Consider the following 17,124-nt stretch of genomic DNA (forward strand, 5'->3'; position numbering starts at 1 on the left):
AAGTATTCTCCTGGAATCTGCTCACTAGGAAGTATAATACCTTCTGTTTTTCCTAAGTCAATTAAAACATTGTTTTTATTAACTCTTTGAACTATTCCTGTAATTATATCAGACTCACGACTATTGTATTCTTCAAATATCAAATCTCTTTCTGCTTCTCTAATTCTTTGAACAACAACTTGTTTAGCCGTTTGTGCCGCTATTCTACCAAAGTTCTTTGGAGTAACTTCCATTCTCAAAAAATCACCATAGTTATAAAGTGGGTCTATATCTTGTGCTTCTTCAAGTGAAATTTCAAGAAGTGAATCATACACATCCTCTACTACTTCCTTTAATGAATATACATGAATTTCTCCTGTTTCACTATCTATTTCTACCTCAACATTTTGCGAAGTACCAAAATTTCTTTTATAAGCCGAAGTCAATGCCGCTTCAAGAGCATCTAACAAAATAGTCTTTTCAATACCTCTATTTTTTTCTAATTCTTCTAACGCTTGAATGAATTCCGCGTTCATTACACTTACCTCCCTATAGCTCTACTGATAATTTTATCTTAGAAGCTTCATCAAAATCGAATTCTAATGTATCCTCTTCAGTAATTTTCAGTTTTATAAGCTTTTCTTCAACATCTAAAATTTCACCTGTATATTTCTTAGCTCCATTTATTTTTTTGTAGAAGCTTACATCTACCATTGTGCCAATAGCATTTGCTACATCTTCAATAGTTTTTAATGGTCGATCTAATCCCAAAGATGAGACTTCCAAGAAATAATTTTCTTCAATAGGATCAACTTCATCTAGCTTTTTGCTTAATTCTCGGCTTAATCCTTGACAATCATCAAGTGAAACACCATCTTCTTTATCTATGTATATACGTAGATAATTGTAACCGCCCTCTTTAGCATATTCTACTTCACAAACCTTTATTCCCTGATTATCAGCGATATCTTGACTTGTTTGCAATATCATTTTTTCAAGATCTTTTTTTCTCATCTTTCTTCACCTCCTTGTCATGGATTTAATCATTTTACCTCGTGACAAAAATTAAAGAGTGGGCGTTCTCCCACTCTTTTCATTCAATCACCTATTAAGTCCAACTACAGTATATCACAAAGATTATTAGAAATCAAACTCTAATAAACTCAATTGATTTTTTTCCTGCATGCCATCTAAACACCCGTGCTGTGTCATTGCTTCTATAACTGTTTTAGATACTTTAGCCCTATTTACTATATCTTCTTTAGATATAAATTTGCCGTTACCCCTAGCTTGGACTATACTTTTAGCAGCATTTTCACCCACACCCTGTAGTGCTTTAAGCGGTGGTATAATACCCTCTTCATCTAATGTAAATTCATCGCTATCCGATGCATACAAATCCGCTTTCTTCATTTTAATGTTTCGAGCCCACATTTCAAGTGCAACTTCTAGTACAGTCAATGAGTTTTTCTCTTTTGCAGTCTTAGAATTTCCTAATTGCTCTAATTCTTTTATCTTTTCTAAGATCGCATCTGCTCCTTTTATTATCAAATCTGCATCAAAATCCGCCCACTTCATAGTAAAATAAGTTGCATAAAATGCTTCTGGATAATGCACTTTATAATAAGCAATTCTAAAAGACATCATTACATAAGCCGCAGCATGAGCCTTTGGAAACATATATTTTATCTTCTTACAAGAATCAATATACCACTCTGGTACATCGTGTTCTCTCATAGCATCCTCATATTCTGGGATTAATCCCTTACCTTTTCTAACTTTTTCCATTATAGTAAATGCCAGTTTTTTCTCTACACCTTTGTATATCAAATAAACCATTATATCATCACGAGTTGATATTGCACTCTTAAGTGTAGTAATACCTGCTCGTACCAAATCTTGAGCATTATTTAACCATACATCGGTACCATGTGACAATCCACTAATCTGAATAAGCTCTGAAAATGTAGTTGGTTTTGTATCTACTAGCATCTGTCTAACAAATTTAGTTCCAAATTCTGGTATAGCATATGTGCCCACAGGACTATTTATCTGCTCTGGTGTTACTTTTAAAGAATCTGTAGACAAGAAAATCCCCATAGTCTCTTTATCATCTAGTGGAATATCCTGTGCATTTGTATTGGTAAATTGTTCGAGCATTCTTATAATGTAAGGCGTCTCGTGGCCTAGTATATCAAGCTTAAGTATTCTACCACTTATAGAATGATAATCAAAATGAGTTGTCATCGTTCCTGATTTCGAATCATTAGCTGGATATTGTATTGGAGTAAAATCATGAATATCTTTATAGTTTGGAACAACCATTACTCCACCAGGATGCTGCCCCGTCGTTCTCTTTATCCCCGTACAACCTCGTACTAATCTATCTGCCTCAGCTCTATTTAGAGGTTTTTCTCGCTCATCATAATATTTTTTTATAAATCCGTAAGCTGTCTTTTCTGCGATTGTTCCTATTGTTCCTGCTCTATATACATAACCTTCTCCAAATAATTCCTCTGTATATTGATGGGCTTCTGTTTGCGCAGGACCTGCAAAGTTAAGATCTATATCAGGTTCTTTATCGCCTTCAAATCCAAGAAACGTCTCGAATGGTATATCAAATCCATCTTTTGTTAATTCTTCTCCACATTTAGGACATGTCTTATCAGGCATATCTACCCCCGAACCATAAGTTCCGTCTTCTTGAAACTCACTATATTTACATTTTTTGCAATAATAATGAGGCTGAAGAGGATTAACTTCGGTTATACCCGACATAGTCGCAGCAAACGAAGATCCTACTGATCCCCTTGAACCAACTAAGTATCCACTATCATTAGATTTCCAAACCAATTTCTGTGAAATAATATATAAAACTGAATAACCATTGCCAATAATAGATGAAAGTTCCCTCTCTAATCTATCTTTAACAATCTCCGGAAGAGGTTCTCCATACATGTCATTTGCTTTTGCATAACAAATATCTCTAAGTTCCTTATCTGAACCTTCTAAAACTGGTGGGAACGTCTCATCTGGAATTGGTTTTAAATCTTCTATCTCATCAGCTATTTTATTAGTATTTGTAACGACAACTTCAAAAGCTTTATCTGAACCTAAGTAATTAAATTCTTTAAGCATCTCATCTGTACTTTTAAAATAGAGTGGCGGTTGTTTGTCAGCATCAGAAAATCCCTTTCCAGCCATTAATATTCTCCTATAAATTTCATCTTCTGGATTCAAAAAATGGACATCGCCAGTTGCTACTACAGGCTTTTCATACATTTCTCCATATTCAACAATTTTTCTATTAAAATTTCTAAGGTCTTCCTCTGTCTTCACAGTTCCTTGATCTAACATAAATTGGTTGTTTCCAATAGGTTGAATTTCTAAAAAATCATAAAAGTCCACTAATGTTTTAACCTCTTCATCTGAAGCTCCTCTTAGAACTGCTTTAAAAAGTTCTCCTGCTTCACATGCTGTACCAAGTATTAACCCCTCTCTATACTTTTCTATTATAGATCTTGGAAGTCTTGGTCTTCTATAATAATAATCTATATGCGATTCCGATACTAAATGATATAGGTTTTTGATTCCAATCGCATTTTTAGCCAATATTATGATATGATATGTTGACTGATTTTTGTAATTTAGATGTTCTTCCGCTAGTTCGTTAATTTCATGAAGTTTTTGATAATTCATTGATTTTAGCATATCTAAAAACTTCAACAAAATTTCTCCCGTTGCTGCCGAGTCATCAACTGCACGGTGATGATTTTCCAAGCTAATATTCAAATGCTTAGCAATTCTATTTAATTTATGTGACTTGAGATTTTTAAGCAGTATTCTAGATAATTGTAGTGTATCTAAACTAGGATTTCTTACATCTTCTCCAATTCTCCTAGCATTTTCTTTAAGAAAACTCATATCAAAAGAAGCGTTATGTGCAACTAAGACTGCATCGCCAACAAAATTCAGAAAATCTTTCAAACAATTTTCTATTGTAGGTTCATTTTCTACTAAGTTATTTGTAATCCCTGTTAGTTCTTGAATCTTAAGAGGTATTGGTTCCTCGGGATTTACAAGTTGTGAATATCTATCAACTATTTTCCCCTCTACTATTTTAACTGCTCCTATTTCGGTGATTTTGTTAGTAATAGGTGAAAAACCTGTAGTCTCCAAGTCAAATACAACAAATTCAGTATACAATGGCAACTCTTCTTTACAGTCTATTAACTGTGTGCCATCATTTACTAAATATCCTTCCATTCCATAGAGCATTTTTATTCCATTTTTCTTTCCAGCACCCATTCCTTCCGGAAATGCCTGCACAACACCATGGTCAGTAATTGCAAGTGCTTTGTGTCCCCATTCTGCTGCTAATTTAGCAATATCAGATATTGATGTCATTCCATCCATATCACTCATCTGAGTATGACAATGTAACTCAACTCTTTTATGTTCCGACAAATCCTGCCTTGATTTTGGTGCTACAGACTTAGCTATAGCTTTTGCACCTATAAGAACACTTTTGGAAAATGTATCATAAATAACATCTCCTCTAACCTTATAAAATTCTCCATTTTTAAGATTTGCATCTAACGCTGGTTGTTGTTTCTCGTTTGCAAAAAGTTTCGCTCCGATTGAATAGGTATAATCTGTTATATTAAATGTGTATATTTTTTTATTCCCTTTTATTTCCTTTATCTCTAAACCAAAAACTTCTCCCTTTACAGTAACTTCTCCACTATTTGTATTTAGCTCTGCAATTTTTTCAATTGCTTCATCTATCTTTTTACCGTAGAATAATCCAGCTTTTACTTCATGGGATTCCCCACCATTTGTATCAACCTTTACTTCTCTCTTTTCAGGTTTCTCTATCTTTATCTGCTCTACATATTTCTTCTCCAAAGCCTCTTTTTCTTTTTCATAATCAATATCCGATGTCTTCTGACTTTCTGAAAATAAAATTTCAAGATTCGAATCAAATAATGAACCGTATTGCATCCTAATAGCCTTATCTATTTCGCTTTTTCTCTTGTCAAATACTGCCTTAGGTAAGCTTTGATGAATATTAAATTCAAGTAAATTGGCTTCTATATTGATATCACATTGATTTATCCATCCATTACAAGAAACAAACCTATCTGATACATATTTTCTTATCAAACTTCCTAAAATAGTTTTTCTCTCATCGTCAAAATCAACAACTTTACATTCATAAGTCATATCATAGTTTATATCACTAAACTCAGAATATTTTTCTACAAGTTTTTTTCTAAAAGTTTCTAACCATTCGTTTTTTGCTAAATCTCGGCCAATTAATTTCAATATCAATTTTTGATTTATTCTATCAACTAAAACTCTTTCTAACTCAATATTACTATAGCAGTTTATATTATCCAGCTTCAAACTCTGTTTTTCTATGAACTCCTTCAAATTTAATCTCGAATTCAAAGTACTGCCTCCAATCTTTTTCCAATTACTAAAAGTTATTAAATCATTTTCTTAAGTTCTTCCATCAACGCTTCTACAATTTCAGCTTCTTTTACTTTTCTTATAACTTCACCTTTTTTAAAAACAACTGCGCATCCATCGCCTCCAGCTATACCTATGTCAGCTTCTCTAGCCTCTCCAGGTCCATTAACAGCACAACCCATTATAGCAATTTTTATATCTTTTGGACATTTATCTAATTTCACTATAGCTTCCTCTACTTTTTCCGCTATATCAACTAAATCAATTCTAGTTCTCCCACAAGTAGGGCAAGATACGATTTCTATTCTATCTTTCAATAATCCCAAAGATCTAAGTATCTCTTTTCCAACATTCACTTCTTCTTCTACATCGCCTGTAAGAGAAACTCTTATAGTATCTCCAATTCCCTCACTCAAAAGAGTTCCTATTCCAACTGCTGATTTGATAGTTCCTCTGTATGTCGTTCCAGCTTCTGTAACTCCAATATGAAGAGGATACGGCATCAACTTAGCTATTTTTCTATTAGCTTCTATAGTCATCGTTGTTGTAGAAGCCTTTATAGACACTACTATTTGATCAAAATTATATTTTTCTAAAATATTCACATGTTCCATTGCACTTTCTATAAGTGCGTCTACCGTAACTTTGCCCTCATATTTTTTCAATATTTCTCTTCCCACCGAGCCAGAATTAACACCAATCCTAATAGGTATATTCTTAAATTTACAAGCATCTACAACCTGTTTAACTCGTTCTTCACTGCCAATATTCCCTGGATTCAATCTGATTTTGTCAATACCATTTTCTATCGCAGCTAATGCCAGCCTATAATCAAAATGTATATCTGCTACTAACGGTATATTTGTATTTTCTTTTATCTCTTTTATAGCTTCTGCAGCTTCCATATCTGGAATTGCAATTCTAACTATATCGCATCCTACTTTCTCTAATTTATGAATTTGAGCTATAGTAGCTTTTGCATCAGATGTCTTAGTATTTGTCATAGATTGAACCGTTATTGGTGCAAATCCTCCAATTTCAACATTACGGCACAAAACTTTTGTACTTTCTCTTCTCATATCATACACCTCTTATTATGTCTTTTATCCGAATAGTTTTATTAAATCTTTATACGTTACAAATAACATCAAAAGCATCAGAAAAGCAAATCCCACTAAGTGAACTATACCTTCCTTTTCTGGTGAAATTGGTTTTTTTCTAATCCATTCTATTATAGCAAATATTATTCTGCTTCCATCAAGAGCCGGTATTGGCAATAAATTAAAGAATCCTAAGTTCACACTTATAAAAGCCGAAAAATTAAGAAGAGGTAAAATTCCATATTTAGCAGCTTCTCCAATTTGAGATACAACAGCTACAGGTCCTCCTACTTGATCTGCATTGATTTTGCCTGAAAATAATTTAATTATAAAATCGAACATAAGTGATATAAGCATTATAAGGTATTCAAAAGATCCTTTTATTGCTAAAAATATATTTTTTTCTCGAGTTGGCTGTATCCCTACCATTACTCTTTTCTCCGATTCAAAATATTTTGGTAAAAGTATTACTTCTTTTAACTCACCATCTCTTTTAATTCCTAGATTTATATCATTTATATTTTTAGAATCAATACTACTTATTTTTTCTGCAAATCTTTGCCATGAATCAACTAACTCTCCATCAATACTAACTATTTCATCGCCTTGAATTAAACCCGCTTCCATAGCTGGAGAATCTGGCAATACAATATCTATTGTTGTTGTAATGCTTCCAATCGATAAATTAACTATGGCAAGTAATACAAATGCTAAAATGAAATTCATAAGCGGTCCAGCAGCCATAACTAATATTCTTTTAAGTGGATGCTGTTTTGTTAAAGATCTTTCACTCGCAGAATCAGTATCTTCACCCTCCATCATACAAAATCCACCAATAGGTATTGCCCTAAGTGAATACAATGTTTCTTTACCTTTTTTACTATAAATTTTAGGCCCCATTCCTATTGCGAATTCATGAACTAATACTCCAGATTTTTTTGCAACAATAAAATGTCCAAATTCATGAACTAATACAGTTATAAAAAATATTAAAATCGCCGCAATTGCTGTCATTTAAATTTCTCCTTCCATTTCTGTTGTTTTAATTAATTTTTTTGCATTTTTCAGGGTTTTGATCCTTACTTGCTTGTCTGTTTTTATTATATCGTCGAGCGTTGGTGACATAATATTTTTAATGTCGCTAATAGTTTCTTCTATCAAAATTGATATCTCAAAAAATTCGATTTTTTCATTCAAAAACAATTCAACCGCTACTTCATTTGCCGCATTCAGTGCGCAAGGTATTATCCCACCACTTTCTAGTGCCTCGATTGCTAATCTTAAACATCTGAATTTTTCAAAGTCAGGTTTTTCAAACGTCAAATTTGATATTTTTGTCAAGTCTAACGAATCTGCTTCAAGTTCAATTCTATCAGGATATGAAAGCGCATATTGTATTGGAATTCTCATATCAGAATTTCCCAATTGAGCAATAACGCTTCGATCAACATATTCCACCATAGAATGAATTATACTTTGTGGATGAACTAGTATTTCAATTTGATCAAATTCAACATCAAATAGCCATTTAGCCTCAATAACTTCTAATCCTTTATTCATCATAGTTGCTGAATCTATAGTAATCTTTTTCCCCATAGACCAATTTGGATGTTTTAAAGCTTGCTCTAGTGTTACTTTTTTCAATTCTTCTTTATTTTTTGTCCTAAATGGTCCACCTGATGCCGTTAATATTATTTTAGAAACTTGTTCTCTTTTTTCTCCATTTAGCGACTGAAATATCGCTGAATGTTCACTGTCCACTGGCAATATTTCAACTCCATATTTTCTTGCTTCTGACATTACTATTTCTCCAGCGGTTACAAGAGTCTCCTTGTTTGCAAGGGCTATATTTTTCCCATTCCTAATAGCTTCAATTGTTGGTTCTAAACCTGCTATTCCTACAACAGCAGTCAACACACAGTCTCCCTCATCTACTTTTGCCAATTTAACTAAGCCTTCTTCTCCGCTAAATATTTTAACATCAAAATCAACAGCACTCTTTATATGCTCAACATAATCACTATTTTGAATGCATACATACTTGGGTTTAAATTCTTTAATCTGATCTATGAGTAGTTCAGCACTGCTTCTAGCAGATAATCCAACCACATTGTATTCTTTATCATGCTGTCTTATAACATCTAATGCCTGTGTTCCTATTGATCCTGTTGATCCCATAATTATAATGTTTTTCATATATTTGCACCTCTATTAGTTTAAAAAATTAAAAGAGGCTCATAAAGCCTCTTTCCGATTTCGGTAAATTCCTATAAATAAACAAAGGAATTTCTCAAGCTACTATTCTATTATACAATAACATAACTTTGTTACAAGAGTTTTAATTTAAAATCAATAAACTGTATAAAAAATAAATTACTGGTGTAGTCAAAAGAATACTGTCAAATCTATCAAGCACGCCTCCATGACCTGGCATTATATATCCAAAATCCTTTATGTCACAAATTCGTTTTATCTTTGATGCTACTAAGTCGCCTATCTGTCCTGCTATAGCACCAAATATCCCTGCTAAAATAACAAAAAGCATATTATCTATTTTAAATATTAAAGCATATAAAACAACTAAAATTAAACTTCCAACTATTCCCCCTAAAGCGCCTTCAACTGTTTTTTTAGGACTTAAATGAGGGCAAAGTTTATTTTTACCAAATTTGCACCCTGTAAAATATGCAAAAGTATCACTTCCCCAAGCTGTAATAGGTATAATCGCAAAATAGGTAAGTGATTCAAAAAAGGTAAGATGAAAGAAAAATAATATTATATAGACAACAACAAAAATATTTGCCATCAAATCTGTTAAACTCTCGTCCCTTTTGAATACAAATAAAACAACATTTATGGCTACAACTATGGGAATCATTTTATAGCATAACTCATATTCTTCAAATCTCACGCAAAGCATCATGGCAAATGTTGTTGCTAAATTCAAAACGGAATTTATATGCATACCTTTTTTTGCAAGAGCTGTCTTCATTTCATAAAGTGCTATAATTATTAGTCCTACAATAGCTATATCTATCATAAGACCTCCACTCCAAAGTACGAATGCAAGTAAACATAATCCAATTATACTACTCAATATTCTCGTCTTCATATTCAAGCTCCTTAAACGGCTCCAAATCGCCTTTTTCGTTTTTGAAATGTCACTATATTTTTATAGAAGTGTTCAGGTGTATAATCTGGCCAGTACACTTCTTCAAATACAAACTCACTATATGCAAGTTGATACAGCAAAAAATTACTAAGCCTCATTTCTCCACTAGTTCTAATAAGTAAATCAGGCTCTTCAAGTCCTTTTGTATATAAATAATCCTGGAAATTGTTTTCATTCAATTCCTCAATGCTTAAATTCCCACTTTGTACGTCTTTAATCACCTTTTTTGTAGCTTCCACTATTTCTGATCGTCCGCCATAATTCAAGGCAATATTGAAAATAATTTTGTCATTCGCATTTGACATTTTTTCAGCTTTTTCTATAGCATCGAATACTTTAGACGGTAACTTCTCTCTCTCTCCAATAAATTGTAACTTTATACTATTTTTCATCAATTCTTTTGACTCTCTTTTTAAATATTCTAAAATCATCTTCATGAGAAAACCAACTTCTTGCTCTGGTCTATTCCAATTTTCAGTGGAAAAAGCATATACCGTAAGTACTTCTACTCCCAAATTACCAGCCGCTTCTAATATTTTCTTTAGCTGTTCTACTCCCTGCTTATGTCCAGCTGTCCTAGGTAAGTTCTTTTGTGTCGCCCATCGTCCATTTCCATCCATTATGATAGCAACATGCTTTGGTAGATTTCCTTTATCAATATTGTTGAGTTCTGTCATAACACTTCTCCTTTTCTTAGAAAAAAATCCCCTGTTAACAGGGGATTAAAATTTCGAATGATAAACTTCCAAAAAATCACCTTTTTTTGATAGTTTAATAACTCTCTGAATGTTTAGATAGTCATCAAAATGCTTATTTCTACTTGTACATTCAATCAACTTGTATTCCATAGGTAGTTTATCTAATACAAGCTTTGCCTCATCTAATTCAAGGCCTATTAGCATTTTTGATAACATATTAAACCTCCATCAACTCTTTTTCTTTAGATTCTAGAAGCTTTTCTATTTCTTTTACATAACTATCAGTTAAATCTTGAATAGTTTTTTCTCCAGCTTTCACGTCATCTTCAGTAAGCTCATTTGACTTAAGAAGTTTTTTAAGCTCATCATTAGCTTGGCGTCTTTCATTTCTAATAGCTACTCTTGCATTTTCTGCCATTTTTTTAATCGATTTTACTAAATCTTTTCTTCTATCTTCTGTCAATTGTGGAATAATCAATCTAATTATTTTACCATCATTTGATGGATTAAGACCCAACTCAGATACTAGAATTGCTTTTTCAATATCTGCTAACGATGTTATGTCGTACGGACTAATTTGAAGCATTCTAGGCTCCGGAACAGTGATATTCGCTATCTGCTTCAACGGCGTAGCTGCACCATAATAATCTACTGTAATTTTATTTAAAATTGAAGGATTAGCTCTTCCTGCACGAACTGTCACCAATTCATTTTGATAAACACTAACTGTCTTTTTCATTTTTTCTTCTACTCTTTTGTGTACCTCATTATACATAAGTTTACCCCTCCTTAATAATTGTTCCTACATTTTCTCCATTTAAAACTTTATCAATATTCTCCAAGTCATCTATTCCAAAAACTATTATAGGAATCCCCGTACCCATACAAAGCGATGCTGCCGTAGCATCCATGACCTTTAAATCTTTTTCAATAATTTCTTTGTATGTTAAATTAGAGAATTTTTTTGCATTAGAATCCTTAGCTGGATCCCTATCATACACACCATCAACACCCTGTTTTCCTAGCAATATGGCATCAGCTTTAATCTCAGCAGCACGAAGTGCTGAAGTAGTATCTGTTGAAAAATAAGGATTTCCAGTTCCACCCGCTAACACAACAACAGTTTTCTCATTTAAAAGCTGATCTGCTCTTTGTGCAGTGAAATACTCACAAAACTTCGGCATAGGCACTGAAGACAAAACTTCTGCTCTACACCCTTGATTATTGATAAAATCACTAACAGCCAAAGCATTTACTACTGTCGAAATCATTCCTATGTTATCTGATGTCACTTGAGTCATCTGGCTATCATTTCTACCTCGCCAAAGATTTCCACCACCAACAACAATTGCGACCTCTATGCCTTGACTAACTAAAGATTTAACTTTAATGCCTACTTCTGTCAAAACAGCTTCGTCAAAAATTTGCTTTGATTGTCCTTTCAAAGCCTCTCCACTCAATTTAAGTAGTATTCTTTTCATTTGACTTTCTTCTATCATCTGATAGCCTCCCTGTATATAGTTCTACATTTATAGCAATAACTCCTTTTAAATTGCAAGTAAAATTGACAATTTATAAATAGTTTGTCAATTTTATTTGCAATTTAATCTCAATAAAACACTTCTTTAATCAAATGGAGAACACTTAGTGTTCTCCATTTAGCTTTCTCAGTTCTATTGAGCCATTTGCTTTGCAACTTCGTCTGCAAAGTTTTCTTCTTTTTTCTCAATACCTTCGCCAACTTCGAATCTTTCAAATCTTCTGATTTGCATGTTCTCACCAAGCTTAGCTATTAATTCTGTCAACAATTGTCCAACTGTCTTGTCACCATCTTTGATGAATGGTTGGTCTACTAAACAAATCTCTTTGTAGAACTTCTCAATTCTACCTTCGATCATTTTTTCAACAATTTTTTCTGGTTTACCTTCGTTCAATGCTTGCTCTTTCAATACTTTTTTCTCGTGTTCGATTACCTCTGCAGGAACTTCTTCACGTCTAACGTATTGAGGGTTTTGTGCTGCAACTTGCATTGCAACATCTTTAGCAAAAGCTTTAAACTCTTCGTTTTTAGCAACGAAATCAGTTTCACTATTAACTTCAACTATTACACCGATTCTTCCTCCGTGAATATAAGAAGCAATTAAACCTTCTGCTGCTACTCTACCAGCTTTTTTAGCTGCTTTAGCTAATCCTTTTTCTCTCAAAAAGTCGATTGCTTGCTCCATATTACCATCAGTTTCCACTAATGCTTTTTTACAATCCATCATACCCGCTTGAGTAGTTTCTCTTAATTCTTTTACCATTGCTGCTGTAATTGCCATGTATATCCCTCCTGTTTAACCTTTGTAAAAAGGTAAGAGGTTCATTCACCAACTTACCTTTCTATTTGATTAAGCTTCTAATTGTTCGCCTTGTCTTCCTTCAATCACTGCGTCAGCCATAGCACCTGCAATAAGTTTTACGGCTCTAATAGCATCATCATTACCTGGAATAACGTAATCTACTTCATCAGGATCACAGTTTGTATCCACTATAGCAACTACTGGAATTCCTAATATTTTAGCTTCTCTAACAGCGATACTTTCTTTTCTAGGATCTACTACAAATAAAACTTGTGGTATACCTTTCATATCCTTGATTCCGCCTAAGAATTTCTCTAATCTTTCAGTCTCATGCTTCAACTTAATAACTTCTTTTTTACGAAGAACGTCAAATGTACCGTCTTCTGCCATTTTTTCTAATTGTCTAAGTCTTTGAATTCTCTTTTTGATTGTGCTAAAGTTAGTTAACATTCCACCTAACCATCTCTGGTTAACGAAATACATACCAGCTCTTTTAGCTTCTGATTCAATTGACTCCTGAGCTTGTTTTTTAGTACCAACAAATAGTACATCTCCACCCTCAGCTGCAATTTCTTTTACGAAATCATAAGCATTGTGTACTTTCTTTACAGTTTTTTGAAGATCTATAATATAGATACCGTTTCTTTCTGTAAAGATATACTCTTTCATTTTTGGATTCCATCTTCTAGTCTGATGACCGAAGTGTACACCAGCTTCTAATAATTGTTTCATTGTAATTACTGACATTAATGCCACCTCCATGTTTTTTCCTCCACTGCATCATCTCTCCTAGGGACCTTTGGCACCTCCTAGAAAATCAGCTAGTGTGTGTGTTTTTAACCTTAGTTAGTATACCATAAATGTTCTGACCTGACAAGTTATTTTTCCAATTTGTTTAAAGCAAACTTAAGTATAACTTCAATTTCACGAATTCCTTTTTCAAATTTCTTTGCAATATCAGAAATCGACATTCCCGCTTGATATAATTTTAGAATTTTTTCTTCATCTGTTTCATTTTTTGATATTACAATTTCTTCTATTTTCTCTTCAAAATTAGTTTTATCAGCTCCATGATTAGAAATTCCTTCTTCATTTATATACTCATTTTTTATTTTACTTCTACTCTCTATTTGTGTAAGTTCATAGTCTACTAATTCTTCCATTTTAGCTATCAAATCTTGAATCATAAAATAATACTCTTTAGTATCAGCATGTACCTTATATATATCATTCGATAATTTCTTTAATTCATATCTATACTTTTTAATATGATAAAAAGAAATAGACATAATAACTATTCCTGCGACTATCAAAATTATCTCCATAGTATTCTCCTTCAGAAAAAAAGGCCATTAATATGGCCCAACTTTTATTTCTCCATCTGCCCTATAAACAGAACATTTATTTAACTTTCTTCTCACAAACATTACATCATTTCCAATTATAATCTTTACTCCTGGATATATACAGTCTTCCACTCTGATTTTACCCTTATTTAATTGCTCAAATTGCTGTTCTATTTTTTCATACTCTTCTTCAAGTTTTTTTATATCATCTTCTAATTCATTTTTCTTCTTCAAAAACTCAGCTAGCTTTCTCTTATCCTTATCTCCCAAATCGCTTGACTTAGCTTTTTTACTCAAAACCAATATTGATTTCGATATATTATCAAATTGATTTTTTTCCGAAATCAAATCATTATGAACAACCTCATGACGCCTTTTAAGTTCTGGATCCACTCCAACTTCAATGGTAGTTGCAGTTTCAACTTCACTTCCAATTACCCCGGCATGCACATCTCCCTTAGAACGGACTATTCCACCAACTATAGTAGCTCCTTTACCAAGAGCATATACCCCTTGCTGGCTGGCTATCTTGCTGTGCATAATAGCTCCAGATTTTATCTCCCCTCCAGCTTCAACAGTACAATTTGCCAAATAATTAGAAATAACATTTCCCTTAGTCCTAACAATCCCCTCTTCATGTCCGTGCATTCCTTTTTTCAAAACTATATCACCATCAGATTCTAATACAGCCCCTTCTGCAACTCCTTTAACCACAATACCATCACGTGCATGTACAGAAAATCCACTTTTTACGATTCCTTGTATTAAAGCATTTCCATCGAAATCTATATTACCAGTTGAGGGGTCTACATCGCCTTTTATCTCAAGTAATTCAATAACAGCCATGGCATTTTTCTTTTTTTGAACAAAGCCATCTCTAGTAGAATATATCCTTTTATCATCGCTAATAGCTATATTCTTCCCAAAAGTCATATTTATCTTTTTCCCATCGGTAGCTAATATTGGAGTACCATCTATTTTCTTTCCATTAATCCCACTTTTAGCACTATGAAGTATTCCTATAGTTTCATCCTTACTAATCGTTGTAATTGTATGTAAATCTTTATAGTCAACAGTTCCATCCTCTAATATCTCTGGAGTAGTGTCCTCTACAAGATTAATTTTATAATCTATGAAACCATCTGTGCCATTTTGGGGCTCAACGCCCCTAGCTATAATTATCTCTTTAAAATAACATCTATTATTCTTGAATTCACTCAATTTGCTTTCTATAACACCAAAATTTATTTTACTTTCAATTTTATTTCTAACATCACTATCACTTAAAGATTCACCATTAACAGCCGGATAGAACTCAACATAAGCGCTCATACCATCACTAGCATTTCTAATTGCCATTTTTTCATCAATTTTAGGCTCTTCTTGCATTGGTGCTACGAGTATTTTGTCTCCTTCGGCATGATTACTCGCACTTAATTCTGAAGTGTTTATATTCTCAAGTTGTAAATACTTAAAATATTCTTTCACGTATGCTAAAAAATTTTTTTCATCCGCTACATTTTTTTTAAATATCATATAGACACCATCTGATTCAAAGCTCAACTCAAACAAATCATGTTCGTTAACACTATCCTCTTTAAGTATAATTTTTACTTTGTATTTTTGTTTTTCATCCTTGAGCTTGTAGACCTTAATATCAACTTCTGATTTTGTCTTATTTAATTTTTCAAGTCCTTTTCTAATCATAGAATTGTAATCATTACCTTTTAAAACTATACCTTTTGCCAATTAAGCCACCCCATTATTAATAGCCAATTTTTTTCAATCCACTCTTCAATTTTAAAATTGCCTTACTATGAATCTGTGATATCCTCGATTCTGACAAATCCAAAACAGCAGCTATTTCTTTGTATGTTAATTCCTCATAGTAATATAGCGAAACAACCAATTTCTCCTTCTCAGGTAATTCTTCAATTGAATCTTTAAGACTTTCTGCTAGCTCATCTTTTAAATAAGATTCTTCAGGTAAATCCTCTTGATTTATTTGAACGCCAATATTATTGTTTATGCTTAATAAATCATCTAGTGACACTACATTGAATGTTGAAACTTCCCCTAATAATTTTTCAACTGTTGCATTATCTTCACCTAATTCTTCTGCAATATCTTGAACTGTAACATTTCGTCCTAATCGATTTTCTGCTTTTTTTACTGCCTCTTCTAAATCCTTAGATTTTTTTCTAAGAGAACGTGGAATCCAATCTATTTTTCTAAGAGAATCTATTATAGATCCTCTAATCCGAATTTGAGCATATGTCTCGAATTTTAAATTTCTACTAATGTCAAATTTTTCTATAGCATCAATCAATCCAAATGACCCAAATCCCAAAAGATCATCAAATTCAACATTTCCACCATAATAATTATATAAACGTCCAGAAACCACCTTTACTAAATAAACATAGTGTTCTATTAACTGATTTTTATATTCAACACCGCTGGTCTCTTTGTATTTTTTCCAAAGTTCATTAATATCCATGCTCTCAACTCCATTCGGCGTCGGTTTAAATAATGCTCGTTCCATGACCTATAGTTTTGATAAATAACTCTCCATTATCCGCATTCAATTCAATAGTACGACCGTAGTTACCCCCTGTATCTTCGGCTATAATTCTTATTCCCAACTCTTTTAATTTTTTCTTGCTTGCAATAGCATTTCTTTCTCCAATCTTCAAAACATCGTTCTTAGAACTAAAATTGAACATTTGAGCTCCTCCAGCCATTTTAGCAACAATACTTTGCTTTCTAGCACCAGCTTTTATCATTTTTTCCAATAATATTTCAATAGCTGTATCTGCAAATTTTGCCTTATTTGAGTTATTCTTTATCTCTTTGCTAGATGGCAACATGACATGCGCCAATCCAGCAATTTTACTTCGCGGATCATATAATGTAACTCCAACACATGATCCTAATCCTAATGTAGTAATACTCCCCGGTGTCTTTACTATATTTAAATCCGCCATTCCAACCTTAACCATCTCACTCATA

Annotated in this window: 17 protein-coding genes; all 17 read right to left on the reverse strand. The window is 32.9% G+C overall.

From position 1 onward, the window contains the following. A partial coding sequence (gene nusA / locus N4A40_14625; GenBank protein ID MCT4663089.1) for a transcription termination/antitermination protein NusA occupies nucleotides 1-515 on the reverse strand: 515 nt, incomplete at its 3' end. Between the two features lie 13 nt (nucleotides 516-528). Beyond that, nucleotides 529-993, reverse strand: coding sequence for a ribosome maturation factor RimP (locus tag N4A40_14630; GenBank protein ID MCT4663090.1), 465 nt, complete (start codon nucleotides 991-993; stop codon nucleotides 529-531). A 126-nt stretch (nucleotides 994-1,119) separates the two neighbouring features. Then, on the reverse strand, nucleotides 1,120-5,433 hold the full coding sequence (locus N4A40_14635) for a PolC-type DNA polymerase III (protein MCT4663091.1): 4,314 nt from the start codon (nucleotides 5,431-5,433) through the stop codon (nucleotides 1,120-1,122). 38 nt (nucleotides 5,434-5,471) lie between these two features. Continuing rightward, nucleotides 5,472-6,533, reverse strand: a complete 1,062-nt coding sequence (gene ispG, locus N4A40_14640) for a flavodoxin-dependent (E)-4-hydroxy-3-methylbut-2-enyl-diphosphate synthase (protein ID MCT4663092.1) — start codon at nucleotides 6,531-6,533, stop codon at nucleotides 5,472-5,474. A gap of 24 nt (nucleotides 6,534-6,557) precedes the next feature. Next, on the reverse strand, nucleotides 6,558-7,568 hold the full coding sequence (gene rseP, locus N4A40_14645) for an RIP metalloprotease RseP (protein MCT4663093.1): 1,011 nt from the start codon (nucleotides 7,566-7,568) through the stop codon (nucleotides 6,558-6,560). Then, a complete protein-coding gene (locus N4A40_14650; protein MCT4663094.1) occupies nucleotides 7,569-8,750 on the reverse strand; it encodes a 1-deoxy-D-xylulose-5-phosphate reductoisomerase in 1,182 nt (393 codons plus the stop codon). 142 nt (nucleotides 8,751-8,892) lie between these two features. After that, nucleotides 8,893-9,666, reverse strand: coding sequence for a phosphatidate cytidylyltransferase (locus tag N4A40_14655; protein MCT4663095.1), 774 nt, complete (start codon nucleotides 9,664-9,666; stop codon nucleotides 8,893-8,895). Nucleotides 9,667-9,677: 11 nt separating this feature from the next. Then, on the reverse strand, nucleotides 9,678-10,403 hold the full coding sequence (locus N4A40_14660; protein MCT4663096.1) for an isoprenyl transferase: 726 nt from the start codon (nucleotides 10,401-10,403) through the stop codon (nucleotides 9,678-9,680). A 45-nt stretch (nucleotides 10,404-10,448) separates the two neighbouring features. Continuing rightward, the gene (locus N4A40_14665; protein ID MCT4663097.1) at nucleotides 10,449-10,640 is read right to left on the reverse strand and encodes a hypothetical protein; all 192 of its coding nucleotides are present in this window, start codon (nucleotides 10,638-10,640) and stop codon (nucleotides 10,449-10,451) included. A 1-nt stretch (nucleotide 10,641) separates the two neighbouring features. Continuing rightward, entirely contained in the window at nucleotides 10,642-11,199 is a 558-nt protein-coding gene (frr, locus tag N4A40_14670; GenBank protein ID MCT4663098.1) for a ribosome recycling factor, read from the reverse strand. Between the two features lie 4 nt (nucleotides 11,200-11,203). Continuing rightward, entirely contained in the window at nucleotides 11,204-11,923 is a 720-nt protein-coding gene (gene pyrH / locus N4A40_14675; GenBank protein MCT4663099.1) for a UMP kinase, read from the reverse strand. A 174-nt stretch (nucleotides 11,924-12,097) separates the two neighbouring features. Beyond that, nucleotides 12,098-12,745 carry a translation elongation factor Ts gene (gene tsf, locus N4A40_14680; protein MCT4663100.1) on the reverse strand — a complete coding sequence of 216 codons (648 nt, stop codon included), beginning with the start codon at nucleotides 12,743-12,745 and terminating at the stop codon, nucleotides 12,098-12,100. A 69-nt stretch (nucleotides 12,746-12,814) separates the two neighbouring features. Beyond that, nucleotides 12,815-13,513: a 30S ribosomal protein S2 gene (gene rpsB / locus N4A40_14685; protein MCT4663101.1), complete on the reverse strand. Its 699-nt coding sequence runs from the start codon at nucleotides 13,511-13,513 to the stop codon at nucleotides 12,815-12,817. Nucleotides 13,514-13,644: 131 nt separating this feature from the next. Continuing rightward, nucleotides 13,645-14,091, reverse strand: coding sequence for a hypothetical protein (locus N4A40_14690; GenBank protein MCT4663102.1), 447 nt, complete (start codon nucleotides 14,089-14,091; stop codon nucleotides 13,645-13,647). A 27-nt stretch (nucleotides 14,092-14,118) separates the two neighbouring features. After that, on the reverse strand, nucleotides 14,119-15,861 hold the full coding sequence (locus N4A40_14695; protein ID MCT4663103.1) for a FapA family protein: 1,743 nt from the start codon (nucleotides 15,859-15,861) through the stop codon (nucleotides 14,119-14,121). Nucleotides 15,862-15,877: 16 nt separating this feature from the next. Next, entirely contained in the window at nucleotides 15,878-16,657 is a 780-nt protein-coding gene (locus N4A40_14700) for a FliA/WhiG family RNA polymerase sigma factor (protein MCT4663104.1), read from the reverse strand. Further along, nucleotides 16,638-17,123: a chemotaxis protein CheD gene (locus N4A40_14705; GenBank protein ID MCT4663105.1), complete on the reverse strand. Its 486-nt coding sequence runs from the start codon at nucleotides 17,121-17,123 to the stop codon at nucleotides 16,638-16,640. Before N4A40_14705 ends, N4A40_14700 begins: the two co-directional genes overlap by 20 nt. Nucleotide 17,124: the final 1 nt, after the last annotated feature.

The organism is Tissierellales bacterium (assembly GCA_025210965.1).
Lineage (GTDB): Bacteria > Bacillota > Clostridia > Tissierellales > JAOAQY01 > JAOAQY01.

Coding starts and splice junctions, on each gene's coding strand:
- N4A40_14660 (MCT4663096.1), bottom strand. CDS start 10,403: ATGACAGAACTCAACAATATTGATAAAGGAAATCTACCAAAGCATGTT.
- N4A40_14665 (MCT4663097.1), bottom strand. CDS start 10,640: ATGTTATCAAAAATGCTAATAGGCCTTGAATTAGATGAGGCAAAGCTT.
- N4A40_14630 (MCT4663090.1), bottom strand. CDS start 993: ATGAGAAAAAAAGATCTTGAAAAAATGATATTGCAAACAAGTCAAGAT.
- pyrH (MCT4663099.1), bottom strand. CDS start 11,923: ATGATAGAAGAAAGTCAAATGAAAAGAATACTACTTAAATTGAGTGGA.
- N4A40_14690 (MCT4663102.1), bottom strand. CDS start 14,091: ATGGAGATAATTTTGATAGTCGCAGGAATAGTTATTATGTCTATTTCT.
- N4A40_14655 (MCT4663095.1), bottom strand. CDS start 9,666: ATGAAGACGAGAATATTGAGTAGTATAATTGGATTATGTTTACTTGCA.
- frr (MCT4663098.1), bottom strand. CDS start 11,199: ATGTATAATGAGGTACACAAAAGAGTAGAAGAAAAAATGAAAAAGACA.
- N4A40_14650 (MCT4663094.1), bottom strand. CDS start 8,750: ATGAAAAACATTATAATTATGGGATCAACAGGATCAATAGGAACACAG.
- tsf (MCT4663100.1), bottom strand. CDS start 12,745: ATGGCAATTACAGCAGCAATGGTAAAAGAATTAAGAGAAACTACTCAA.
- N4A40_14705 (MCT4663105.1), bottom strand. CDS start 17,123: ATGAGTGAGATGGTTAAGGTTGGAATGGCGGATTTAAATATAGTAAAG.
- rpsB (MCT4663101.1), bottom strand. CDS start 13,513: ATGTCAGTAATTACAATGAAACAATTATTAGAAGCTGGTGTACACTTC.
- N4A40_14700 (MCT4663104.1), bottom strand. CDS start 16,657: ATGGAACGAGCATTATTTAAACCGACGCCGAATGGAGTTGAGAGCATG.
- ispG (MCT4663092.1), bottom strand. CDS start 6,533: ATGAGAAGAGAAAGTACAAAAGTTTTGTGCCGTAATGTTGAAATTGGA.
- rseP (MCT4663093.1), bottom strand. CDS start 7,568: ATGACAGCAATTGCGGCGATTTTAATATTTTTTATAACTGTATTAGTT.